21 protein-coding genes and 1 riboswitch are annotated in these 25,771 nt (G+C 42.3%); of the genes, 6 read left to right on the top strand and 15 right to left on the bottom strand.

Annotated elements, in window-relative coordinates; all coding sequences use genetic code 11:
* Positions 1-25: 25 nt before the first annotated feature.
* From nspC to B5771_RS07185, 4 genes are all read right to left on the bottom strand, one after another.
* The gene (nspC, locus tag B5771_RS07170; protein WP_047811319.1) at positions 26-1,165 is read right to left on the bottom strand and encodes a carboxynorspermidine decarboxylase; all 1,140 of its coding nucleotides are present in this window, start codon (positions 1,163-1,165) and stop codon (positions 26-28) included.
* Between the two features lie 9 nt (positions 1,166-1,174).
* Positions 1,175-2,374 carry a saccharopine dehydrogenase family protein gene (locus tag B5771_RS07175; RefSeq protein WP_047811318.1) on the bottom strand — a complete coding sequence of 400 codons (1,200 nt, stop codon included), beginning with the start codon at positions 2,372-2,374 and terminating at the stop codon, positions 1,175-1,177.
* A gap of 154 nt (positions 2,375-2,528) precedes the next feature.
* On the bottom strand, positions 2,529-3,761 hold the full coding sequence (locus B5771_RS07180) for an LL-diaminopimelate aminotransferase (RefSeq protein ID WP_088186916.1): 1,233 nt from the start codon (positions 3,759-3,761) through the stop codon (positions 2,529-2,531).
* 268 nt (positions 3,762-4,029) lie between these two features.
* Positions 4,030-4,251: a hypothetical protein gene (locus B5771_RS07185; RefSeq protein WP_047811316.1), complete on the bottom strand. Its 222-nt coding sequence runs from the start codon at positions 4,249-4,251 to the stop codon at positions 4,030-4,032.
* Positions 4,252-4,539: 288 nt separating this feature from the next.
* Between B5771_RS07185 and asnB the strand changes: the two genes are divergently transcribed.
* A complete protein-coding gene (asnB, locus tag B5771_RS07190) occupies positions 4,540-6,426 on the top strand; it encodes an asparagine synthase (glutamine-hydrolyzing) (RefSeq protein WP_088186917.1) in 1,887 nt (628 codons plus the stop codon).
* Between the two features lie 83 nt (positions 6,427-6,509).
* On the opposite strand, the gene B5771_RS07195 is transcribed toward asnB, so the two are convergent.
* Entirely contained in the window at positions 6,510-7,853 is a 1,344-nt protein-coding gene (locus B5771_RS07195; protein WP_088186918.1) for a hemolysin family protein, read from the bottom strand.
* A 358-nt stretch (positions 7,854-8,211) separates the two neighbouring features.
* A complete protein-coding gene (locus tag B5771_RS07200) occupies positions 8,212-8,619 on the bottom strand; it encodes a cytochrome c (protein WP_088186919.1) in 408 nt (135 codons plus the stop codon).
* A 337-nt stretch (positions 8,620-8,956) separates the two neighbouring features.
* A riboswitch (cobalamin riboswitch) is annotated at positions 8,957-9,132 on the top strand.
* A gap of 101 nt (positions 9,133-9,233) precedes the next feature.
* On the opposite strand from B5771_RS07200, the gene cobT reads away from it, so the two are divergent.
* The 3 genes from cobT to cobS are packed head-to-tail and all read left to right on the top strand — an operon-like array spanning position 9,234 to position 11,729.
* Positions 9,234-10,313 (top strand): nicotinate-nucleotide--dimethylbenzimidazole phosphoribosyltransferase, encoded by a 1,080-nt coding sequence (gene cobT, locus B5771_RS07205; RefSeq protein ID WP_088186920.1) that lies wholly within the window; start codon positions 9,234-9,236, stop codon positions 10,311-10,313.
* Positions 10,314-10,361: 48 nt separating this feature from the next.
* Positions 10,362-10,988 (top strand): bifunctional adenosylcobinamide kinase/adenosylcobinamide-phosphate guanylyltransferase, encoded by a 627-nt coding sequence (gene cobU / locus B5771_RS07210; protein ID WP_047811365.1) that lies wholly within the window; start codon positions 10,362-10,364, stop codon positions 10,986-10,988.
* 3 nt (positions 10,989-10,991) lie between these two features.
* Complete coding sequence (gene cobS / locus B5771_RS07215) at positions 10,992-11,729, top strand: adenosylcobinamide-GDP ribazoletransferase (RefSeq protein WP_047811313.1); 738 nt, start codon at positions 10,992-10,994, stop codon at positions 11,727-11,729.
* A gap of 313 nt (positions 11,730-12,042) precedes the next feature.
* On the opposite strand, the gene B5771_RS07220 is transcribed toward cobS, so the two are convergent.
* The 3 genes from B5771_RS07220 to B5771_RS07230 all read right to left on the bottom strand — a co-directional run bounded on the left by B5771_RS07220 (position 12,043) and on the right by B5771_RS07230 (position 18,537).
* Positions 12,043-13,203 carry a PLP-dependent aminotransferase family protein gene (locus B5771_RS07220; RefSeq protein ID WP_047811312.1) on the bottom strand — a complete coding sequence of 387 codons (1,161 nt, stop codon included), beginning with the start codon at positions 13,201-13,203 and terminating at the stop codon, positions 12,043-12,045.
* Positions 13,204-13,516: 313 nt separating this feature from the next.
* Positions 13,517-16,825, bottom strand: a complete 3,309-nt coding sequence (locus B5771_RS07225; RefSeq protein ID WP_088186921.1) for an EAL domain-containing protein — start codon at positions 16,823-16,825, stop codon at positions 13,517-13,519.
* A gap of 161 nt (positions 16,826-16,986) precedes the next feature.
* Positions 16,987-18,537 (bottom strand): sensor domain-containing diguanylate cyclase, encoded by a 1,551-nt coding sequence (locus B5771_RS07230; RefSeq protein ID WP_242966780.1) that lies wholly within the window; start codon positions 18,535-18,537, stop codon positions 16,987-16,989.
* Between the two features lie 162 nt (positions 18,538-18,699).
* On the opposite strand from B5771_RS07230, the gene B5771_RS07235 reads away from it, so the two are divergent.
* Entirely contained in the window at positions 18,700-19,344 is a 645-nt protein-coding gene (locus B5771_RS07235; RefSeq protein ID WP_088186922.1) for a VTT domain-containing protein, read from the top strand.
* 153 nt (positions 19,345-19,497) lie between these two features.
* On the opposite strand, the gene B5771_RS07240 is transcribed toward B5771_RS07235, so the two are convergent.
* Entirely contained in the window at positions 19,498-20,172 is a 675-nt protein-coding gene (locus tag B5771_RS07240; protein WP_088186923.1) for a GDSL-type esterase/lipase family protein, read from the bottom strand.
* Between the two features lie 80 nt (positions 20,173-20,252).
* Between B5771_RS07240 and B5771_RS07245 the strand changes: the two genes are divergently transcribed.
* A complete protein-coding gene (locus B5771_RS07245; RefSeq protein WP_088186924.1) occupies positions 20,253-21,257 on the top strand; it encodes a cation diffusion facilitator family transporter in 1,005 nt (334 codons plus the stop codon).
* 26 nt (positions 21,258-21,283) lie between these two features.
* On the opposite strand, the gene B5771_RS07250 is transcribed toward B5771_RS07245, so the two are convergent.
* The 5 genes from B5771_RS07250 to B5771_RS07270 all read right to left on the bottom strand — a co-directional run bounded on the left by B5771_RS07250 (position 21,284) and on the right by B5771_RS07270 (position 25,753).
* A complete protein-coding gene (locus tag B5771_RS07250) occupies positions 21,284-21,778 on the bottom strand; it encodes a GNAT family N-acetyltransferase (protein ID WP_047811307.1) in 495 nt (164 codons plus the stop codon).
* Between the two features lie 81 nt (positions 21,779-21,859).
* Positions 21,860-22,024: an aspartyl-phosphate phosphatase Spo0E family protein gene (locus B5771_RS07255; protein ID WP_083996254.1), complete on the bottom strand. Its 165-nt coding sequence runs from the start codon at positions 22,022-22,024 to the stop codon at positions 21,860-21,862.
* 205 nt (positions 22,025-22,229) lie between these two features.
* Entirely contained in the window at positions 22,230-23,276 is a 1,047-nt protein-coding gene (locus tag B5771_RS07260; RefSeq protein ID WP_088186925.1) for a phosphodiester glycosidase family protein, read from the bottom strand.
* 205 nt (positions 23,277-23,481) lie between these two features.
* The gene (locus B5771_RS25200; RefSeq protein WP_088186926.1) at positions 23,482-23,751 is read right to left on the bottom strand and encodes a hypothetical protein; all 270 of its coding nucleotides are present in this window, start codon (positions 23,749-23,751) and stop codon (positions 23,482-23,484) included.
* Between the two features lie 265 nt (positions 23,752-24,016).
* Complete coding sequence (locus B5771_RS07270; protein ID WP_088186927.1) at positions 24,017-25,753, bottom strand: cell wall-binding repeat-containing protein; 1,737 nt, start codon at positions 25,751-25,753, stop codon at positions 24,017-24,019.
* Positions 25,754-25,771 lie beyond the last annotated feature (18 nt).

Genomic DNA, 25,771 nt, shown 5'->3' on the forward strand with positions numbered 1-25,771 from the left:
TCTTAAACTTATTATAGCACAAATTTCAGGATAAACGATGTTTAAAATCTTCATAACCAAACTGTCTGATGACTTTAATTCCTTGTTCTTCGTTGAAAAGTGCAATGGCAGGAAGATTAACTCCATTAAACATATTGTTCTTTACCATAGTATAATGGGCCATGTCACAGAAAACAAGTCTCTGTCCTATTTTTAAGGGTTGTTTAAAGGAATAATCTCCGATGACATCTCCTGCCAAACAAGTATGACTTCCCAGCCTATAGGTATAAGAGTATTCACCAGGCTTCCCGGCATCAATTATAGTTGGTCTGTAGGGCATTTCAAGCACATCCGGCATATGACAGGCTGCCGAAGTATCTAATATAGCGATCTTCATGCCGTTTTCAACAATGTCAAGAACGCTGGCAATAAGAAATCCTGTGTTTAAGGCAACCGCTTCTCCCGGTTCAAGATAAATATCCACGCCATATTTATCTTGAAGCCACTTAATCGCTTGAATCAACCTTTCGATATCGTAATCAGGTCTTGTTATATGATGACCCCCGCCAAGATTAAGCCATTTCATAGTTTTAATATATTGGCCAAATTTCTTATCGACCACCGGAAGTGTTCGTTCCAGGGTGTCGGAATTCTGCTCACACATTGTATGAAAATGGAGACCCTCAATTCCTTCCAGTTCATCAGGCCTAAAATTCGACAGTGTCACACCCAGCCTGGAGTTTTGATAACAAGGATTATAAATAGGGGTCTCAATCTCCGAATATTCCGGGTTAACGCGAAGACCGCAGCTAATCTTCTTCTTTCCGTATTGCTGCACTTTTTCTTTATACCGATTCCATTGAGAAAACGAGTTAAAAACGATATGGTCACAGTTCTCAAGGATACCGTCAAATTCCTCTTCAATATAGGCAGGTGAATAAATGTGAACTTCTTTGCCCATTTCTTCCCGCCCCAGTTTCGCTTCGTACAAAGAACTTGCTGTAACCCCTTTAAGATATTTAGCCACAAGAGGAAATACAGAAAACATCGAAAAGCCCTTTAAAGCAAGAAGAATACGGCATCCCGTACGCTCCTGTACAGAATTTAGAATTTCCAAGTTTTTTAAGATCAGCCGCTCATCCACTAAGTAACAGGGAGATGGCAGGGCTTTTATATCAAAGTCCATGGTTATACCTCAATCAAGAAGTGTTGGCACGAACGATTCCTGCCAGGGCAGACCATATTTATTAAGGGCTTCCATAAAGGGATCCGGATCGAATTCTTCAACATTATAGACACCGGCCTTTTTCCAAACACCTTTGAGCATTAACATAGCGCCAATCATGGCCGGAACACCAGTCGTGTAAGATATAGCTTGGGAACCGACCTCTGCATAACATTCTTGATGGTCACAAACATTATAAACGTAATAGGTTCTGGGTTTTCCGTCCTTAAGCCCTTGGATAATACAACCGATATTCGTCTTCCCTTTCGTTCTAGGCCCCAGGGATGCAGGGTCAGGAAGAATTGCTTTCAAGAATTGCAAGGGGATGATTTGCCGTCCTTCAAATTCAATAGGCTCGATGGACGTCATACCAACATTTTCGAGGACTCGTAAATGATTAAGATAATTATCCGAAAAAGTCATCCAGAATCTGATTCGTTTTACTCCCTTAATATTTACTGCCAGGGACTCTAATTCTTCGTGGTACATAAGATAAATGTTTTTGGGACCGATCTCAGGAAGATCATACACTTGCTTCACGGAAAGAGGAGGCGTTTCTATCCAAGAGCCGTTTTCAAAGTACCTTCCATTTGCTGTGACTTCCCGAATATTTATCTCAGGGTTAAAATTCGTGGCAAAGGGATAACCATGATCACCACCGTTAGCATCAACAATATCAATGGAATGGATTTCATCAAAATAATGCTTTTGGGCATAGGCGCAAAAGACTCCGGTAACTCCAGGATCAAAACCACTGCCTAACAGCGCTGTTAACCCCGCCTGAGCAAACTTCTCTCTGTAAGCCCACTGCCATTTGTATTCGAATTTTGCAATATCCGGTGGTTCATAATTAGCCGTATCCATATAATCAACACCTGCTGCTAAACAAGCATCCATAATAGTCAAATCCTGATAAGGAAGTGCAAGGTTCATGACAATATCCGGCTTAAAGCTCTTGATTAGTTCAATAACCTCGTCTGTATAATCAGCATCAAGCTGTGCCGTTTGGATTTTTGTTCGGCTTCCGGATAGCTTGCTTTTAATTGCTTCACATTTCTCTAAAGTTCTGCTGGCAATACATATTTCTTCAAAAACATCCGGATTCTGACAACATTTATGAATTGCAACACTGGCCACACCGCCAGCACCGATAATCAAAGCCTTCCCCATGTCAACAACCTCCTATCACTTTTACAGCAATGCAAATTATACCTAAACGTCGTCAATTTAGCAATAACAATCTCGAAAAATAAAGAAAAACAAGGGTAATTCTTTGAATTATCCCTTGTTTTTATACAACCAACTATTTCTATTAATTTTTCGCTTACATTCTCGTCTTTATTCTTTCAATCGCTTGTAACGTATTTTCACGTGTGCCGAAAGCAGTTAAACGAAAATAACCTTCACCGTTTGCTCCAAAGCCTGCTCCCGGTGTTCCAATGACGTGAGCATTCGTCATAAGTTTATCGAAAAACTCCCATGAACCCATAGTTTTGGGGGTCTTCATCCAAATATAGGGGGCATTAACACCTCCGAAAACAGTATAGCCGGCAGCATGTAATCCTTCACGAATAATCCGGGCGTTTTCCATATAGTAATTAATCGTCTCCTTAATCTGCCGCTGGCCTTCTTCCGAGAAAACAGCAGCTGCAGCCACTTGGACCGGATAGGAAACACCATTGAACTTGGTTGTTTGTCTCCTTAGCCAAAGTTGATTAAGACTGTATGCTTCACCTTTGGAATCATAAACTTTTACATCCTTCGGGACAATGGTATAGGCACAGCGAGTGCCTGTAAAACCAGCCGTCTTGGAAAAACTTCGAAACTCAACGGCTACTTCTCGTGCGCCTTCGATCTCAAAGATACTGTGGGGAACTCCTTCTTCTCGGATGTAACCTTCATAGGCGGCATCAAATAAAAGGATTGAACGATTTTCGCGCGCGTAGTTTACCCATTGTTTCAGTTCGTCTTTCGAAAGAGTCATTCCGGTGGGGTTATTAGGAAAACAAAGATAGATCATATCCACGCGTGTCTTGGGAAGAGAAGGTTTCATGCCATTTACTTCCGTGCAGGGAAGATAAACAATTTTACCATACTGTCCCTTATCACTATCATACATTCCTGTCCGCCCAGCCATGACGTTGCTGTCCACATAAACGGGGTAAACGGGATCGGTCACAGCCATAATATTATTAACTCCAAAAAGTTCTTGGAAATTTGCTGTATCGCTTTTGGCTCCATCGCTGATAAAAACTTCATCAACGGAAAGTTCCACTCCGCGGGGAGTAAAGTCATGTTCAATAATTTTCTCGATCAAGAACTCATAACCTTGCTCAGGCCCATAACCCCGAAACGTTTCTGCCTTCCCCATCTCGTCAACACCTTTGTGCATGGCCTCAATAACGGCCGGCGGTAAAGGGCGGGTAACATCACCAATGCCTAAACGAATAATATCCGCTTCCGGATTGGTGGCTTTAAATTGGTTAATTCTTCGCGCAATTTCGGAAAACAGATAACTCCCGGGTAACTTCAAATAATTTTCATTGACAAGTGCCATATGTATTCAAACTCCTTTATTTATTCCTCTTGCTTGTTACAAATTATATTTATTGATTGGAAATTTTGCAACTCTATCAGTTAAGTATACAATGCTCAAACAGAATAATACATGTTCTTTGGAAATTCATGCCCTTTTTATTTTATCCAATCGTAAGACTCCCACTTATAGAAGTGGAAGTGGGTCCCCCGTAATCTGCTTCGGTGGGGGTAGAGTCCCCCACCGAAGCAAGGAACAGTAACTACGCTCACTTGTAGAAGTGGATTTGCTACTCTTCTGTTGATAGTTCGATAGTATCCCCCTTAGATTCATCTTGACAGCAAGATTCGCGGGAATTGCACCCACAGGGTTTTTCAAGTTCCCAAAGGATAAATGTCAATAGGACCACTGCAACAGCCAATTCATAGACAATAATTGCGCCAATCAAGATAGGCATGTTATTAGATTCCTTTTTACATTGGCAAGAACAACTCGTTTCATTTTCAGTCATTGCTTAGCCTCCTAACTGTTGTTACACTCACCTATAGATTATTCCATTTTATTCCATTAGGAGCATGACTCCTTTTAATATTTAAGTAGTGTCAAAGCGTATAAATCATTTAGGGAAATACTAACTTATGAGTGAACTTTAACTATATACTCGAGATTTGACGATTATGGTTCAAAAAATCTTTCCCCAAGTATACAGCGAATACGTAAACTATTATGCGTTTGGAACATAAAGTGTAGGAGGTTAATTGATAATAATTACCCTTCAAACAAGGAGGCAGAAATTATAATGTGTGGCATTGTTGGTTGGATTGATTGGAAACGTGATTTATCGTCTCAGCAAGAAGTTCTAAACAGTATGACTCAGACTCTTACACCCCGAGGACCTGATGCAGAAGGGTACTGGTTCTCACCACGAGCTGCCCTTGGACATCGACGTCTGATTGTTGTTGATCCTGAAGGCGGACTGCAGCCGATGAGTCGCCAGCGCGGGGAATATACTTACACCCTCATTTATAATGGTGAACTCTATAATACACAAGATGTTCGCTCAGAACTTCAACGTCTCGGCTATCATTTTGAAGGTCATTCGGATACAGAAGTTGTCCTTATCTCTTACTTAGAATGGGGGCCCTCCTGTGTTGAGCGTCTCAATGGAATTTTTGCCTTTGGCATTTGGGACAGTAAATCTCAGCATTTGTTTGCGGCAAGGGACAGAATGGGGGTAAAACCTCTCTTCTACAGTGAACAAAAGGGTTATATGCTGTTCGCTTCAGAAATTAAAGCCATACTTAAACACCCGGAAATCTCCCCGTTGCTTGGAAAAAATGGGTTAGCGGAAGTTTTTCTCATCGGCCCTGCCCGAACTCCAGGAAACGGCGTCTTTGAAGGGATTTCTGAATTAAGACCCGGTCATAGCATGATTTATTCCAACAACGGTTTAAAAATTTATCAATATTGGTCACTTCCAAATAACATTCATACTGATGATCTTGACCAAACGTCAACGAAGATCCGAAACCTCTTTCTCGATACTGTCCAGCGGCAACTGGTATCTGATGTGCCGATCGGCACCCTGCTTTCGGGCGGTCTGGACTCCAGTGCTATTACCGCCATTGCCGCTAATACGTTGGCATATCAAGGAAAAGGCCCCTTGCCAACTTTCTCGGTAGATTATGCTGATAATGACAAATATTTCAAGCCCAATGATTTTCAGCCCGGGGCGGACGGTCCATGGATAAAACGAATGTCGGAAGCCTTCTCCACTCAACACACAAATTGTACATTCTCGATTCCTGACCTCGTCGAAGCGCTTAAAACAGCCGCAACGGCGCGTGACCTTCCAGGCATGGCAGATGTTGATTCTTCACTCTTTCTCTTTTCCCGAGAAATCAAAAAGCATGTAACTGTCGGACTCTCCGGGGAATGTGCGGATGAGGTGTTCGGAGGTTACCCTTGGTTTCATCGCCCGGACTCGCTAGCTGCAGAGACCTTTCCCTGGGCACTTCATGTCGAAAATCGATTACAGGTACTTTCCCCCGAATTAATAGAATTTCTTCAACCCTACGACTATATTCGCGAACGATATGAAGAAGCTTTAGCTGAGATCTCTAAGCTTCCAGGCAACGCACCGGTTCACCAAGACAGCAGAACCGTCGAAGAGCGCCAACGCGAGGCTCGCAGCCGAGAGATCTCTTATTTAACTCTCACTCGTTTTATGCCCACTCTCCTTGATCGTAAAGATCGAATGACCATGGCCACAGGTTTAGAGGTAAGAGTGCCTTTCTGTGATCATCGCATCGTTGAATATGCTTGGAATATTCCTTGGGAGATGAAGGCCTTGGAAGGTCGGGAAAAAGGGCTTCTGCGTCATGCTCTAACCGGCGTTCTTCCTGAAGATGTCCTTTGGCGCCGCAAAAGTCCGTATCCAAAGACACATCACCCCGCATATCTGCAAGCCGTGCGCAGTTGGCTAAAGGAAATTGTTGCTGATCCTTCTTCTCCTCTGCTGCCTCTTATTAATCTTCCTGCACTTAAAGATCTTATGAAACTTTCAGATACACTGCCCTCAGGGCGCCCGTGGTTTGGTCAGTTAATGGATATTCCACAGCTTTTTGCCTTTTTAATTCAAGTCGATTTTTGGCTTAGAGAAAAAGAGATCCAAATTCTTTCGTAACCTGAGATTCTGGACTACTCCCGCTTGAAGTGGGAGTCTCACGATTAGATTAACCACAAAGGCCTGCAGCTTACTTGCAGGCCTCATTCTATAGTTTCAAAATTATTTGCTTCAACCTCTTTGGATTCTTGAGGCTGCTTTTTAGTGACCTTAACTTTCGTTATGCGAAAACCATTGACTTCAAGAACTTCAAAGAGGAAACCATCAAAATATATCACATCGCCTTTCGAAGGCTTACGACCTAAGCGGGAAAAGACGTAACCGCCGATGGTAGATACGGTTTCTTCTTCAAGCTGAATTTCCAGTAATTCCGATACTTCTTCCATAAGAACACGACCATTAAGAATGTATTCCCGGTCATTAAGCTTTTCTATAGGTGGCTGCTCCAATTCAAATTCATCGTAAATTTCGCCAACGAGTTCCTCCAGCATATCTTCAATGGTTACAAGTCCCGCAGTACCACCGAATTCATCAACGACAACGGCCATATGAGTTCGTTGACTTCGCATAGCTTGAACTAAATGTGAAATTGGCATTCCTTCTGGAACAACAAGTACATCTCGTTTAATCTTCATAATATCCTTTTTATCTGATTGTTCCTGAAGCCAGAAGAGGTCTCTCATATGTACTAACCCTAAAACGTGGTCTTTGTCCCCATCGCAGAGCAAATATCGAGTATGCCCATATTTCTTAATAAGTTCAAGACTCTCGGCAAACGTATCCTGAAGAAAAATACAGACCATGTCCTGGCGGGGAATCATAACTTCACTGGCAATCCGGTCCGAAAATTCGAAGACATTATCGAGAAGCTTCCCTTCCATTTTATCTAAATAGCCATGTCGTTGACTGGCATCTACTAACATGCGCAGTTCTTCTTCACTGTGGACAAGATCCTGTTCGTTAGCCGGTTGAATACCTAAGAGTCGCAGGACAAAGTTCGCAAGACTGTTAAGAGTCCATATCACCGGATAAAACACTCGATAAAACCCTTTTAATAAACTGGCAGTCGCCAGAGCAGTTCCTTCATCTTTCTGAATGGCCATTGATTTTGGAACAAGTTCACCGAGTACAATATGCACACAGGTAATCAATAAAAAGGCAATAATTATGGAGATGGTTTCAGTATAAAGCTTCTCCCATCCTCCCACTCCTCTGAATATAGGTTCGATAAGTGCCGAAACAGCTGGTTCACCCAACCAGCCCAGGCCTAGAGATGCCAGGGTAATGCCCAGCTGACTCGCCGATAGATAAGCATCAAGTTTTGAGGTGACTTCTAAAGCCGTCTGAGCACGACGGGAACCGTTTTCGGCCAGCTCCGCCAAACGGGTTTTTCGGACCTTAACCATCGAGAACTCGGCAGCTACAAAAACACCATTTATTAAAACTAAGAGAAAAGCAAATAAAACCTTAAAAAGGCTCCATAGCAGACCTTCTATGACGCTCCCCTGATTAAGAAGTGTGTTCTCTCGAACACAGCCTAACCTTTTCCTTTCCTAATATTGTATAGAGAACTCCGTAATTTTTTCATACCGATATTTGTTCTACTTAGTAATTACACTACAATTATATATGAAACATTATGACTTGTAAAAAAGGACAAGGACATCTTTGCGAAAAATAAGATGTCCGTCAGGCAGTTTATCCAATCGTAGAACTCCCACTTCTATAAGTGGGAGTGGGTCCCCCGTACTCTGCTTCGGTGGGGTAGAGTCCATCTTTCAGCGAAACTGTCCACAGGACACTTTCGTCACCGAAGTCTCGATGTTCAGCTTTAGCTGAACAAGTTCACTTTTTCAAACCGGAAACATATTCTGAAACTGCTTGAATATCAGCAACACTCAAAGAAGTTCCAAAACCGGGCATTGATCCTTTTCCATTTCGTATGATATTTGCGACTTCATTCTGGGACCTTGTTTCCGTATTTAAGGCTCGTGCTGAACCACCTGCTCCAGCTGGACCATGACAAGCGGCACAATTCTTGTCATAAAGATCTTTTCCCGTGGAAGTTGGTGTAGATGATGGCGGTGTCGGAGCAGGTGTTGTCTTTGAACTTGCCGATGATGATTTTGATACTGATTGTCGAACCTGTGTATTCTTATCTGCAGGATTTGTGGGAACCGTCGGTTTCGTCGCACAGCCGGCACCTATGACCATAATTCCTAGGAACAAGCAAATAATCTTGAAGTTCTTCATAACTGTTCCCTCCCTATGTCAAATTTTAACTTAAAATGCAGTTAGTCGACAAGATTTAAAATTAGTAATTCCCCATGCAGAATTACTGCATACTGTTAGATTTTTCTTCGCTAAAATTCGTTCTTGCAAATTCTAGGGTAAGCTTCTTTACCATCATATATAACGCATGATTTTTCTTTTAAGATAGTTAGTATATAGTGTAGTATACTTTAGATTAGCTTGTTAAAATAGTTTAGCTTTAAGGAAACTCAAACTTTTTAATCCATTAAATTGTTGTTATTTTCAGCCAATGGGCTTTTCCTGTCTTGAGAATTATAAACCATTGTGATATGCTAAAGAAAATTAATCCGTTTTAGGTGCCCTTTGGGGAGAATAGGGAAGTTCGGAATAAAAAACGACGCGGACCCACCACTGTATTCGATGAGCCTCGCTGACCACTGGCTTATGCTGGGAAGGCTGCGAACCGGCAATGACTCGAGAGCCAGGAGACCTGCCTAAAATGTTGACGGCTTCCCTATATTGGGAAGCGTCGGTGACGACGGCAAAGTCCCGACCACATTATCTGTGGCGGGACTTTACTTTTTTTTAACCTGAAAATTAAGGAGGATTATGTCATGAATAATTTATCCGAAGCACAACTCTATGATCAGCTCCAACATCTCATTGCCTCAATTTCAGACCTTGACGAAGCAGCTATGGCCAAAATTCAAGTACGTTTAGATTCCCTGACTAAACCACAAGGAAGCTTAGGACAGTTAGAACACTTTGCGAAACAGCTTGGCGGAATTCAACGCACTTCTCAGCCTAAACTCTTAAAAAGAGCCGTCCTCTTAATGGCTGGAGATCATGGAGTCGTAGAAGAAGGGGTCAGTGCCTTTCCTCAGGAAGTAACTCCCCAAATGGCATATAATATAATCAACGGCGGTGCAGCTATTAACGTCTTGGCTCGCCAAGCCCAAGCTGATGTCGTATTAACAGATGTTGGAATTGCTTTTCCTCTCGAAGGTAACTGCCTTCATAGACGTGTAGCCGACGGAACTCGGAATATGACGAAAGGGCCGGCTATGACAAAAAAGGAAGCACTCCAAGCGTTACTCACCGGGGCTGAAGTTGCCCAAGAAAAAATCCAAAACGGCTATAACCTTTTTGCTACTGGAGAACTTGGTATCGGCAATACCACTCCCAGTTCAGCTATTGTAGCTCTCCTGACGAATTCTTCCGTTGAGTCCGTTGTGGGACGGGGAACTGGAATTGATGACAAAGGCCTCTTAAGAAAATGCCAAGCTATTGAAAAAGCCATCGAAGTGAACAAGCCGGACGTAACGGATGCACTTGATGTCCTCATGAAAGTTGGAGGTTTAGAAATAGCCGCCATCGCAGGCAGCATCATGCAAGCTGCTGCCAGTCATGTTCCCATCGTTATTGATGGATTTATCTCCACGGCAGGAGCTTTAATTGCTGCTAAACTTGCTCCCAAGAGCGTGGCTTATATGCTTCCATCCCATGGATCCGTCGAAATTGGGCACCGTAAAGCACTAGCCGAACTAAAACTGGAACCGGTGCTTAATCTTGATATGAGATTGGGTGAAGGCACGGGAGCAGCCTTGACGTTTCACCTCGTTGAAGCTGCCCTGCATATTTTAAACGAAATGGCAACCTTTGAAGATGCAGGTGTCAGTGAAAAAGCAAATTAGAGCCACATGATTGGGTTTATAAGACAATGAGGGGAGTCATTGAAAACGATGTCACAATTTACCCTTATAACGGGAGGGTCACGAAGCGGCAAAAGTAGTTTTGCGGAACTGTTAGCCGCCCATACGGCATACCCCGACCGACCTGTCATTTATATTGCAACGGCTCAAATTTTAGACGAAGAAATGGCACACCGGGTCAAAAAACATCAACAGCAAAGGCCCGCAACTTGGCAATTAATCGAAGAGCCATTAAATATTCCCAACACCTTGCAGAAACTAAAAGAGACTAATGGGGTTATTCTCCTCGATTGTGTCACCCTTTGGCTCACGAATCTTCTTCTTTCTGAGACAGAGAAAAATGGACAAGCTTCGCAATCAGCTCACCTTACCCAGACCATTTATGAGTCAATAGAACCTAAACTCTTATCACTCGTACAAGAAGTGGGGCTCTTGGCACAGAAAATTCAGCCATCCGTTATTTTCGTTACCAATGAAGTCGGCCAGGGAATTGTTCCGGAAAACCCCTTATCCCGTGCTTACCGCGATTTAGCAGGACGAAGTAATCAAATTCTTGCCCAAAGCGCAGATAAAGTTTATTGGGTCACTGCGGGTCTCCCCATGGAAATCAAGCATTCAGGCGAGGCCATACTCTCATCCCTGCACAAGGAGAGATAGCTAATGCGTGGATTTTTCATCGCTCTCACTTTCCTGACCAGACTCCCTTTACCCTCACCTAAGGTGGAGGTAACCTCAGAAGAGTTTACGGGAAGTTATCGTTATTATCCCTTAGTAGGTCTCTTGATTGGGTTTATTCTTTGGCTTTTGGCCAAAGGATTGTTTCCATTTTTTCCGCCGTTAGTGTTAGGGGCTCTCCTCTTAGCTGCCGAACTGATGCTCACCGGCGGGCTCCATCTTGATGGTTTCATGGACAGCATGGACGGATTATTGTCCGCCCGCAGCCCGGAACGGATCTTAGAAATCATGAAGGACAGCCGAGTTGGAGCCCACGCTTCAATGGCACTCTTTGGTTTGCTGCTCCTCAAATTTTCTTTACTTGCAAGTCTAACCCCATCAAAATTTCCTCTCCTTCTTATTATGCCTATGCTTTCGCGTTGGGTTTTTCAAATAGGTGTCATTGCCTTTCCTTATGCTCGCTCCCAAGGATTAGGCAAGGGATTTCACGAGGCAGCTCAGTGGATTACACTTCTTATCTCAGGTGCCCTAGTCTGTGGAATTTCCTATTTATTATCAGGCCTCGCAGGTATAATCTCCTTCTTCGTTTGTGTTGTCGCGGTAATTCTTTGGGCTCATAAAATCACTTCCCTAATCGGGGGCTTGACCGGCGATCTCTATGGAGCCATTATTGAGCTTTCTGAAGTTCTCTGCCTTTTTACAGCCTTTCCTTTTCTCCATTAAGCTAACTCGTTCAACTATAGCTGAACCTTAGCACTTCAGGGACGAATGCGCCTAGCCTATAACAAATGCTATCGCGCTGAAGGTTAGACTCTACCCTCACCGAAGTAAGGTATGAGAACCACTCCCGCTTATAGAAGTAAGTGTCTTAGGATTGGATAATTTAAAAATAGGCTTATGTTTGTGAAGAGGCCGTAACGAATTAATCTTCGTTACGGCCCCAGTTTCTTATTAAATTAATTAGTTCTCTCAAATTCTATTTAATCATCCTATTATCCCAACTAATCATCTTAGATAAACTAAGAACTATAATTATCTAGCCTACGATCGCTCGTGCTAAGCGTTTAATTCCTTCATCAATAACTTCCGGTGTCGAGCAGGAATAGTTCAAACGTATCTCCGGAGTGACCCGTTGATCTGTGTAAAAGACCGCGCCAGGAACATAGAGGACATTCTGACGAATAGTCTCCTCAACATAATCAAAACTGTTGGCTATATTTTTAAAGCGAGCCCAAAGAAAGAGACCTCCTGAAGGCACAATCATTTCCACCTGGTCACCGAGATACTTTTCAATCGCCTCAACCATAGCTTCTCTTCGTTCCTTATAGACCGTTCGTAAGGTATGAATATGTCCTGGAAGCACACCTTCCTTTAAAAATTCTAAGACAGCACGTTGAGTAAGATTATTGCTGTGTAAGTCTACCCCCTCTTTCGTTTGGCAAAGGTGATCTACAATGTCTGCATCCGCAACAACATACCCGACCCTTAGTCCTGGGGCTAAAACTTTTGAGAAGGTGCCCAAATAAATGACATTTTCACCCAATTCCACCAAATTGGGCAAGGCTTCACCTTCAAAACGCAGTTCCCCGTAAGGATTATCCTCAACAATCAGCAAATCATAAATCTGAGCTACCCGTAAAAGCTGCAATCTGCGCGCAAGGCCCATCACCTTACCGGTAGGATTTTGGTAATTGGGAATAAGATATAAGAATTTGGGTGTTACTTCTCCAAGCATTTTCTCCAGTTCTTCAGGAATAATCCCCTGATCATCGCAGGGAATCATCCTGAATTGAGCACCAAAAGCCTGAAAGGCCTGAATCGCTCCCAGATAAGTCGGCATTTCCAAAAACACAACGTCACCAGGATCTAAAAAGGTTTGGCCCAACAAACTTAAGCCCTGTTGACTTCCTGTTGTGATCACGATGTTTTCCATCCCAGCTGGTTTACCATTTCTCAGATGTCCTTTGGCAAGCCACTCTCTCAAGGGCGGATGTCCGGCAGTTTGAGCATATTGAAGGGCAGGTTTTCCCTGTTCCTCGAAAACGCGCTGAAAACTACGCTGCAAGACCTGATCCGGGAAAAGTTCATGAGCCGGTAAACCGCCGGCAAAGGAAATCATATCTGGATTCTGGGCAGCTTTTAGCATTTCCCCTATAAAGCTTTCACCCATATTCGCCATCCATTTTGCATACCGCATCCTAAATCCTCCTCAGTCTCCTGATATATGTCACATTTTGATACTTCTCTCTCTTTTATATAGTTGGCTTATATATAATTCTACTTTCTGAAATAATTTCCTGCCAGATATCAGGTTGTTGTAATTATTATGTATTAATCGGACAGTGAACTCGTTCAGCTAAAGCTGAACATCGGGGCTTCAGATACAATAATGTCCAGTGGACATTATTGCCGAGCCGCCTTTCCCAATAGGAATACTTAGCGGCGAAGTAGGACTCTACCCCACCTGAAGTTTTACGAAGGGCCCAACCCCACTTATAGAAGTGGGGGGCTTAAAAACCGGATAAGAACTTTCGTTCGATGTCCTCTGCCAAGAGCGGTTTGCTAAAGAAATACCCTTGCATTTCATCGCATTGTTTTTCTTTGAGGAAATGATACTGAATTTTCGTTTCTACCCCTTCAGCGATTACTCGAAGGTGAAGGCTTCGAGCCAATAAAATAATTGTGGTGATCACTTCTTCGCCATTGTCATCCTCAGAAATATCTCGAACAAACGACTGATCGATTTTTAAGGTGTCTACCGGCAATCTCTGTAAGTAATTTAATGACGAAAATCCAGTTCCAAAATCATCAATAGATATCCGAACTCCTAATTCCTTAATACGATTTAATAAGTTAACGGAAGATTCCCCTTTTTTCATAGCAATGCTCTCTGTTATTTCAATTTCCAGCCACTGAGAATCCATTTCGGTTTCGTTTAATACTGTAGACAGTAATTCAACAAAATTGGCTTCTTGGAACTGCCGCGCCGAAATATTAACAGCAATGCGCCAGGGCTGATGTCCTTGTTTTTGCCAGGCAACATTCTGGGCACAGGCATTTCGCAATACCCATTCCCCTATGGGGACAATCAAACCTGTTTCTTCAGCAATAGGAATAAATACGTCCGGGGAAACGATCCCTCTCTCAGCAGAATTCCAGCGAATCAGAGCCTCCATGCCAACTATCCGTCCGGTACTAAAATCCACTTGTGGTTGATAGTTAAGAACAAACTCTTCCCGTTCTAAGCCTTTACGCAGATTATTCTCAAGCGAGAGACGTTCCTGGGCCCTGCTGTTGAGCTCCGGTGTAAAAAATTGATAGTTTTTTCGGCCTTGATCCTTGGCATAGTACATTGCTGTATCGGCTTGTTTGACCAAGGATTCCAAATCACTGCCATCATTAGGATAAAGGCTAATTCCAACACTTGTACTAATGAATACTTCGTTCCCATTGAGCATAAAAGGCTCTAAAAAAACCTTTAAGATCCTGTCGGTAACAATAGCAGCTTCTTCTCCCTGCCTAATTTCCGGAAGAAGAATCAAAAATTCGTCTCCGCCTTGACGAGCAATAGTATCTCCTTCGCGTATTGCTTGTTGAAGTCGCTCTGAACACCGCTGAAGGAGAAGATCACCCATGTTATGTCCCATAGTATCATTGATTAGTTTAAAATGGTCTAAATCAAGGAACAAAACTGCCAGCATACTCTTTTTACGCCGAGCCTGCGCCAACGCTTGGTTCAGGAGTTCATTGTACAGAAGACGATTCGGCAGGCCGGTAAGAGAATCATGGTGGGCTTGATGAGCAAGTTCGTTCATTAAATTTCGCTTGTCGCTTACGTCATGGAAGACCAAAACTCCTCCAATAACAGCACCTTGCCGATCGCGAATTGGAGCAGCAGAGTCTTCGATGGCTATTCTCTGCCCATTTTGATGGATTAAAACAGTATGATTTGCTAAACCAACGATACGCCCCTCTCTTAAGCAGCGAACAATGGGACTCTCGACGGAGGCATTAGTATTTTCATTGACTATATGAAAAACATGCTCTAATGAACGGCCTACTGCTTCAGCATTACTCCAGCCGGTTAAGGCTTCGGCTATAGGGTTAAGATATTCAACATTCCCCTGAACATCCGTCGTAATTACCGCATCCCCAATTGAATCCAAAGTAACTTGAGCACGTTCTTTTTCCAGCCAGATCATAGCCTCGGCATTTTTTCGTTCTGTGACGTCGCGAATGATACTTACGATAATTGACTGGCCATGAAAAAGAGCCCCCTTAGAGCTGACATCAACCGAAAATGCACTGCCGTCTTTACTGCGGTGCATGCACTCAAACTGAATCCCGGTTCGCGCTAGTCTAAGTTGTTCGATAAGTTTATCACAGTCATCTTGTAAGCGTATATCCTGGATATACATACTCGTTAACTCTTCACGAGTATATCCATAACGATTTATGGCAGCCTCATTGGCATCTATGATCCGTCCGTCCGGTTGGATAAAAAGAATCATTTCCAAAGAGTCCTCAGCTAAGAGGCGATAGCGTTCCATATGTTCCCGATCGCTTGCTGAATTAAACATAACCGCTAATTGAAACGAAAAATGTTCCAAAAAAGCTAGCCGCTTTTCATTAAAATAGTCAATTATTTGCGAGTATAACGTCAAAACTCCAAAGGTTTCTCCCTGATGAATCAGAGGAAAAGCTGCCACAGAACGAAGTCCATTTTTCTCAATAAAATCCTTCCAAGCTTCGAAAATGGGATTTCCCTCTAACACTTCCACATGTTTGTAACCGGTTTGAATAGCCCGTCCTACTGCTCCTTGCCCATATAACGACTCATCCCAGCGAATCGGATTAGAGTCTGAATATTTCAGGCCCGCTTCTGCCCGAAACTCAACCATTCCATCGTCCTTTTTTACCCCGATCCAAACCCAAGGAAACTCCATTTGCTTGACAAGCTGTTCACAGAGATATCTTTTAATTTCCGGCAATGTCTTTTCAGATAACACCATTTGATTGATCTCATTTAAAAGATGTTCATAGATTTCCAACGTTTTCTCTTCTGTAATATCCACGAGGGTTGTTATGATCTCCTGATCATGATCCGAATTTAGATTTTGAATAATGTCAGAATGAATCGAGAGCCAGGATTTCTGTTGACATCCCTCTGAAATTACTAGTTCCCGATAAAGAGGTGATTTTGCATTATGAGCCAAAGCAGATTGAGGTAACTCCTTCCATTTAAAAGGTGTTCCGTCAGAAAAACAAGCTTGCCAAGAACCATCAGTAGGGGACGGCAATCTCAATTGGGAGCGGCCACGCCTCAACAAACGACAAGCAGCATCATTGGCATGAATAAGCTGTCCATGGCGATTCTGCACGATAATTCCACTGGAAATTCCCTCATAAACCCTTCGATAGTACGCCTCTTGTTCCTGAACTTCATAAAATTGCTGCTTTAGCTCTTCCTCGGCGGCCACAAGCTCTTCATGAGTCGCCTCCATTTCTTCATGGGCAATTTCAAGTTCCTTATGCTTTAACTGTAGTTGTTGATAACTTTCCTGAAGTGCTTCTTCAGAATCTTGAAGGGATTTTAATCCCCAGTAAAAGAAAAGATAAAGAAAAATCGAAGAAACAAAAACATAGAGCCACCCCTTTAGGGTCGATAACTGAACATATAATGTCTGATCGTGAATAAAAGAGCTTAAAATGCGATCCGAAAAAAGTATCCAAAAGCCACCGATTAAAGCGTATAAGCTACTTAAGCGCCAGGGGGTAATTTGTTTTAAATTGTCCCATTTCAGCTTAACCCTCATCATGGATCTCCTCCTTAGAAATCCATTCTCCAAGATTCAGTAAAAATCCTGCTAATAATTGGTTTTTTTCTAAATATAGACAAATTTTTTCCTCATTAAAAAACGGCCGCCATACGGCCGGCCGAATTTCAAGATTAGCTTTTCACTATGAGATAATTTAGGGCTTAGTCTCTGACAATAATTTGTCCTTTGCCATTTTGTTTTCCAATATAAAGTCGGCGATCGGAAACTTTATATAATGTTTCATAATCTTGAGATTCCGTAGGAAATTCAGCAACCCCAATGGTAATACCCAGACCAAATTTTTCTAGGTCTAAATTTTTCTTTAAACGTTCAATAATTTTAATGGCGTCTGTACCCGCCTTTAAATCCGTAAGGACCACGGCAAATTCGTCACCGCCTGTTCGAGCAACAATATCGCCTAAGCGAACAGATTTTTGCAGGTTTTGAGCAACATGAACGAGAGCAAGATCTCCCGCGGGATGTCCTTGGGTGTCATTCAAATATTTAAAACCGTCTAAGTCAAGAAGCAAAAATTGAAAGGTCGTCCCCCGCCTCAAGGTATTCGCCATTTCTCCCAACATCCGCTGTTCAAAACCTTGACGATTTAAAATCCCCGTTAAGCAATCTGTTGTTGCCAAGCGCCTAAGCTCCAGCCTTTGGCGTATTGTTTCCAAAGACATACTTAAAATCCTGACAAAGGCCGATAGTATTTCTTGAGTTTGTTCAAGATTCCTAACTCCTGAGTCCATAAGCCAGAGCTCTCCAACAATCCCGCGATGAGCTATGATCGGATGGATGTAAATCCGCTTTACAGGATATGGCATATCTCTTTGATCAGATTCTTCCAGAGCCCTTAACGTTGGTGTCGAACGTGGTACATACCCCGCCGGGAAATGGATTTGCTTATCGCGATTCATCCACTCCTGCCAAACTTTTTCTAATTGCTTTAGCCGCCCAAAAGGCGACCGTATGATCCAATTCCCCTCTTGCTCCATATGAAAAAAACCCGCTTCGAGGTATAAAATTTCCATAGCCATTTCCCCTGCTTCGGCTAACAATTGATCCTCAGAAACAGCTTTAACTAAGATTTCAGTTCCCCGTAAAAGCAGTGACAAAGCCTGTTCACGGTCCAAAGCCGCTAAACGCAGCTGCTGCTCATAGACATTTGAAGAAATTAAAGGCATCAGTTGCTCCAGCCAATAGACGCTGTTTTCATCAAAGGCTGAAGAATCAGCACTAAAAAGCACCAGCAAGCCAAAAAACTGGCCATAATGAACCAAAGGGACACATAAAATTCGCCGGATTGCAAATTCCCTTAGATTTTCGCTCCACTCAGTGAAACGATACCCCTTCTTTAATTCTCCGAAATTATGTTCATACCCTTGCTCGTCAATTTCATGAAGCGTAATTGAAGGCTCAAAAAAAGCATCGCTCTCTATTTTGCCTTTAAAGAAATTCCTTAAATCCGAAGAAAGAAAGCTATGCTTTAAAAATCTTTCTTGTTGTTCAGTAAGAGTACTAATAGTCAGAGAATGAAATTTTCGTTCTTCAAATAGCCAAATACCAGCCATCGTCGAATTAAAAAAATCAAGCCCTCGTTTTGCAAGTAATTTTAGGGCGTCTTCCAGATTCTCTTGGTGATTAATTTCTTGAAGAAGTCCAAAGACGTCCTCAGGTTTGAGACGATACGTTTTCGATTGGGCCGGCAGCATGGGCTTATCACCCTTTCATTCTCATGTCATAACCATATTTTATCATAAACCAAGAAAAGAAAAAGTCTTTTCAAGATTGAATATCACTTCTATTCAAAAGAGTACATAATATGTTAGGATAAACACTAGGTGCAATTAAACTCTTCAGTGGGAGGATATCTCTTGAAAAAAAAGTATTTTTCATTCCTCACCTTGTTACTATCTCTTTCTCTGGTGATTATCCTCTATCCCAAACTTCAACATCCTTTTGTTCTTCAAACCTTTATTAAACAATGGGGGAACCTAAGCCTTTTGATCGATATATTAATAATTGCACTGCTAATGCTTTTTCCTGTAGTTCCCTTCGTTTTGATTGCCGGAGTGAACACCATCCTCTTTGGTTGTCTTGGGGGCTTTTTACTCTCTCTTACAGGGAGTCTTTTAGGCGCTGCTCTTGGCTTTTGGCTCTCTCGGACCTTAGGTCAAACTTGGGCCCAGCCTAAAATCGCCCAATTGGGAAAATGGGGAAAGCTCATCGAAGGGAATAGCTTTTCAATTGTTTTTTTCTCCAGGCTCATTCCCATACTCCCCTCTGCGGCCGTCAACTATTCGGCCGGATTATCCCAAATGCCTTTTCCATCCTTCATACTAGCTACTCTTTGCGGAAAATTCCCAATGATTATTTGGGAATCTTGGGTAGGCCATGATTTCTGGCGAGCTTCCCACCATCCAGGCCGGCTTATTATTTCATTAGGCATAGGAATAATCCTTTTTGGCTTAATAATTTATTATTGGTACACAACTAATAGTACAGATCCCCAGCATTAATGCCCAAGACCCACTATAGTTCCCCCTCCATCTTCAAAACACCTTTTGAACGACGTTTCATCCGCCTTCCTAGTACTTAGTTGCGAACTTCATCATAAACTATAAGAAGCCTTCATGCAATGATTAAATGAAGGCTGTCTCGTGGATAAAATCTTAAGCTCTGCTAAAGGCCCTGGCAATCCTCTGATATCCTATTACGTTTGGGTGAGCAAAATCCGGGCCTATTAATTGTTGCTCCTTGCCGCGGAATTCTCGATTAATATTAGCAACGTTTCCTCCATAACGATTTGCCCAGGCGACAATCATCATATTGACCTGGTCAATTATTTGCTGCGCTTGCGAAGAGAACCGCGCATAGGGTCCTGCCGGTAAAGGATTATAAAGGGTGCCAATTTTCAGTATCGCCTTTGGATTAATCCTTCTGATTTCTTCCCCTATTTGGGATACGGTTTTCTCCATAGAAACGAGGGTCAGAGACAATTGAGCAGGATTAAAGCTCCAAGAAGAATTTCTCAATAATTGAAGAAGATCATTTGAACCAACGGTAATCGTAATTAACGAAGCTTGACAAACATAGCGGCGTACTGCTGCGTTTTGCCGTAACAAAACTAAAAGTCCGCCGGTCGTCAAACCATTAACCCCGAAGTTACGCAACAGTAAATTTGGCTCATGCCTTCTTAGAAATTGGGCATATATCGACGGAAACGAGAAAGTCGTTCCAACCCCATACCCAGCAGTGATAGAGTCCCCCAAGGCCAGATACAACGACAAATTCACACCTGCTTTCCAAACTTCTTCTTTTCTAATAGGGTATGATTTCCAATCCATTTCTGTCACGCCTGACGAATAATCGCCTTTATTTCAGAGAAGCTAAGAAGAGACAATTGAATTGATTGGTGTGAATATTCGTGAACAATCTCTGGCAATTTATTCAAAAGGGGAATTCCTCATCCTTATATGCTTCCATAGGAAATCTTATTCTGGTTGTGATTAAAGGTATTGCCGCTTTCACCAGCGGAAGCGGGGCAATGTTTGCTGAAGCTATGCATACTGGAGCCGATACGGTTAACCAAATCTTTGTCTTTGTCGGCAGCATCCTCGCGGAACGAAAACCAACACCTCGTTTTCCTACTGGGTTTGGCAGGCTCATTAATGTCTTTTGTATGGGGGCTGTAATCGTTGTAACAATTATGGCTTATGAAACGGTTCTCGAAGGAATCCATCTCCTTAAGCATCCCTCGTCGTTTCAAACTCTGGGATTTACTATTTTTAGTCTTGTTGCCTCAATGGCAACGGATGGTTACGTTCTCCTTAAGGCAATCCGTGAAATTGGCAAAGAGACTCACAGTGATAAAAAGGGGCTAAATCTAATCCCTTTTGCGCTCAAGAATGTCAAGCAGGCTTCTCCCCCTACCCGTTTAGTCTTCTATGAAGACCTTGTAGCCACCTCCGGAGCAGTTCTGGCTTTAGGAGCCATCCTAATCACACGCTTTACTCCTCTCAAGGCTCTTGACGGATTTGCCGCAATCATAATCGGGCTGCTCATGTTCGGAGTTGCCTTTCGAGTGGGGTATGACAATATGGTGGGGCTTATTGGTGTTTCCGCCCCCAAAGAGGTGGAAGATAAAGTCTCTCAAATTATTTTGGCCGATCCTGCTGTAACGGATATTAATAAAATGCGTATCCTCCAGGAAGGACGTTTTTATCACGTTGAAAGCTACATTGAACTGCACAGAGGGTTTTCCTTAGCAGAAGCAGATAAAATCAAAGCCAAAATTCGAGACAATTTATTGGCGTACGAAGATGTCACAGATGTAACATTAGGCATTATTGAAGATGATGGGATTAAAGATTGGCAGCCAATTGAATTTCCCACACCCTTAAAAGCTAATCCTCAAATTAAGAAGCGCTGAACATCGAAAGTTGATGTTCAGCGCTTTTACTCAAGAACTTTATCGTAACAGAAAAAGGGAGTCTCTTTAGACATAAAATTAATTTGACCTATAAATTGAAAACCGCATTTCCTAAAGAGAGAGTTCATCTTTTCATTTTTTGAATTTGTATCAGTTTTCAAATAAGGTAAATCATTGCTTCGAGCCAAGGTCTCGGCAAATTGAAGCAATTCGACAGCCAAACCGCGCCTTCGATAATCGGGATGGACAGACATTCTATGGATTACCATCCCTTCCCTGGAAGACCAATGAAGATGAGAATATTCTTCAGGTTCAACCCTATTAATACAGATAAACGCCACAAGATTACCCTTCTCTTCTCGTACGTATAAGTTTCCTGCCTTAATATCCATCGTAAAATCATCGGCTTGTGGATAATTCTCATCCCATTGATAATTCCCATATGAATGCATTTCTAAAATTGTCTTTTGGACAATGTCCATAATTTGCGGAACGTCTTCAACAACCGCTTTTCTCATCATCTGGCAAACCCCTAAATTCATAAGTATTTAACGTTACAAAATTCCTATTCCATCAGCAGCAATGGCATCTCCCAAAATCTCTTAACTAACAAAATTTGACATAATATTATGATAAAGTGTCAAATACGAATCCAAACGCTGGCTTAGATTGATCACTTCAGGATCATTCAAGGACTTATATTGGGCTAACTTGACGAGTTGAGACCTTAGACTCTCAATTAGACCTAAAACTTCATCCTGCTTCATAATCTCCCCTCCCCAATCATAATTCCATATTTCATGTCAACATATTACTCTAATCAGCAAAAGAATTCAATTCATTAAAGGCTATTTTCGGAATAAAATAAAACATTGTTTTAAAGATCGAAATCGAATTCACATTGCTATGACGATAAAGCAGATAGTCTATCTCCTTTTGGCCATTCCGCCGCTATCGCCGGCAGCACAAAAACTATTTTACAATAAAGAACGATGGTATAGAACGTTCGCCATAGCGACTTGACGGATGATTAATTATCTTACCGTTATAATAAAGAACTGAAGATGCACCGCCATCCAGATTAGCAACATTATAGGCGCCATACTGAAGCATAATATCCTGTACATCTTTAAGGGTTGCACCAAAAGAGCCGACTTGCCGCCCATCAATAACCAGCATTAAGATTGTGCCATCCTTAGTCTGTCCGATGGCTGTTCTGGGAGCAATCCCCCATCCCCCGTCTCCATAAGTAATTGAAGGCTTGCCATCGACGACAAGAAACGGACTAAAGGTAACGGCATCCCGGATATCCATTTGTTTAATTTGGGTTAAGGTATAATGTCCAAGAACTAATACATTATCGCGATTTAACCCAATGATATCAAAGGATGAAACGGGATCTTTATGAAGAATCTGACCGTCAGAAATAAGAATGCCGAGGGGCTGCCCGCCATTGCCGGTTCCTTGTGGATCATCAAACACCCCGCCGTTGATTACAGCACTTGCTCCGTTCTCCTTGGCAATATCCTCAGCTTTTTCTCCAACCTTACCCAGATAACGCGTCGCAGCGACTTGAACGCGGGCCGGATCCTTAATCTTAAGCAAATAACCCTTAAATCCCTTTTGACTAATGTCAATTAGTTCTGTTCCACTGTTATTGACCGTTCCTTGAGTTCGAATATTATCAGGATGAGAATTCCCCAAATCGGCTATTTTATTACTATCCATTATTTTTTTGATTTCCGCTTCACTAAATAAAAAGGTTGCCAAATATTGATGATGCAGCGTAGTCATGGCACTAGTTACCCATAAATCACGTAGGGACTCAAAAGGTTCAACAGGTGCAAACAAAAATCCTAAAAAGCACAAGGCGAAAATCGAGAAACTTGCCAACATCCCTATAAAAGCCTGCCTTAGCCGTTTTTTCCTACGGCTGTAATAATAAATTCCGGCAGGTTTCCGCTGCAGCCTCTGGTTCCCCCTTGGGTCAGATGACCGAGAAATTCCTGTATTACTCATTTTACCTCCATTCTCTTGGAGAAAACACGATACCTTAAATATCTATATTCTACAACATATTTCATAATAACGTTAAACCAATTTACGGAAACAAAATACATTCTTTGGTCATACGAAGGATAAACTCCATCTAAAATTTAAAAATCCACCCAGTAATTTTATTACTGGGCGGACAGCTAATTTCATAATTAATGGGTGAATAATTTCACCTTCTAACTTCTAGCTTATCAATGTGCAGAAGTTCAGGAAACAGTTTCATCCAAAGAAGAGCGACGACTATAGTGCCAATTCCTCCAATGAATACTGCCGGGACTGTACCCAACCAAGAAGCTGTCAGTCCGGATTCAAACTCACCAAGCTGATTGGAAGTGCAACATGTCCAACGACAAGGGTTAAAAAAATCATAGGCATAAACTGAACTAACCCGACAAGCCCTAAATAAAATGCTGAGTGTGTCAAAGAATACATTTGCCATCCGACGGCAACCGTCAGCATCTGAATTGCTAACGTATTAGCAACACGGGAGGTCATTAATAGAGCTAATGATTTATTACGTAAGGTTGTTAAGTTGTTAATGATGCTCGCACCTCTCTTATTGGGGGAATTCAGCTAGGAAAAATGGTATAGCTAGAGTATAGCCTCAAGAGAAACAGTAAGCAAGATAAAGCAAGCTCTAAGAAAAAGCTTGCTTCTCAAACAAACAACCTCACCGATTTAAGCGGTGAGGTTGTTTAGAGGTTTTACTTCTTATAAAGCTTGAATGTTAAAGAATTATCTCCAACAAAACTACGAATTAAAATAGAAGCTGCAGTATTATTTCTAAACTTAAAATCAAGTTCTGGATAAGCGACAGTTGCGTCTTGCCCAGGCGGTACGTAACTGATGGGCAACGTATGGCGATGTCGTTCAATAATTTGTAAGCCTGCAAGAATTACCGCGTTATACAGTGTGGAGGAAACTTGACAAACCCCTCCGCCAAGTCCAGGAGTAAAAGAATCTCCTTCTATAATCAGAGCTTCTTTATAACCCGCTTCAGCAGTTCGTTCTCCGACACTTTTATTGAAGGAAAACCGTTCTCCAGGCGCTAAAAGTTTTCCATCAAGTGCTTTCGCTGCCAGGCGAATGTTCTCCGTTCTATTGGCCAAGCCAGGATCAAAGTAGGTCGTATATTGAGCGAACGGCAATGGTTCCCGGACAGTAAGGTTAAGTTTTATAGTATTTGCAAAACCAGCGATAACCCCAGTGTAAACTGTGGTACCTACTTTACTGGTATCAATCGTCTGCGGATTCCACTGGACAGGCAGATTCTCTGTATCACTATTATAGAGTTTTGCGGGGACTGTAGTGGGCAAAGAATAACTTTCATTTTGGGTTACTGTTTGATTAAGGTCAGCTATGGAATAGATACTCGTACCTTTCACTGCTCCTGAAATCAAACGTTTTGAGTTTGCCATTATTTCGTCTGATACCACTCCGCTTCCGCCAAAGGCAACTAAATCGGGACTTAGGTTATTCGTACAAAAATTCTCAAAGTAGCCGGCTGTTGCTTTGGGCAGTGTAGGGATGGAAGGATCAACCATAATTATGGGTTCGCCTTTTTGAGCAGCCACCGTACTTCCAGTCAGGGCATCTGCAAAACCATAACCGTTGGCAAGATAGACCGTTGCCGGATTGGTCACAAATGTCTTGGCTATAATCACATTGGTATCAAATCGTGATTGCCCCATTAACCGCTCGATACTTGCCCCAGGCAGAAGATCACGGATTTCGGAGATTACATTGTTCGAGATTAGAACTTCTCCTCCAGTAACAAAAACTTTCGCTGGTTTTAGTTCTTGCAAATGATTTCTCAACTGTTCAGGGAGTTCGTTGGCAGGTGACAAAAGAATTGGCCAGTCTTTATTAGCAGCAAAGCTCGAAATGCTTAACGCATCGGAATAGTCTTCACCTGATGAGATTACAACGGATGATCCCGTCGCAGTGTGAAGAGATTCAGCTATTTGGTATGATGTATCATAGCGATCTAAACCGGCAATTCGTACAATTTTGGCAAATCCTAGTTCATTAAGTTCAGTTTCAAACTCATTCCCAATAATTCCTGTCCCCCCAATAATATAAACTGTTCCCGAGGGATCAAGATGTTGGCGAATATAGTCAAAGGCATCTTGCGAATTCTCAACAGTTGAATTAACTAAGAGAATAGGAGCTTCTTTAGTATGAGCCAATACACTCGCTGAAATTCCATCAGCAAAGTTATTCCCTGTTGCCAAAATAACATTATTAACTTTACCGCTGCAATAATACTCTGAAATGGCCTTGGCTGTCTCATATTTTGTCTTCCCGGCTAAACGATTCATCTTAACACTTTGCGACATACTAATATCCGAACTTGAATTATTCGTTGCAGCATAAACCGGGAACCCTGCCATCATTGTGTTACAAACGATAATGATTGACGCGATCATTTTTTTGCTCATCAAATACTCACTCCTTCA

The sequence above is a fragment of the Desulfosporosinus sp. FKA genome, assembly GCF_002196785.1.
GTDB classification, from domain to species: Bacteria; Bacillota; Desulfitobacteriia; order Desulfitobacteriales; family Desulfitobacteriaceae; genus Desulfosporosinus; species Desulfosporosinus acididurans.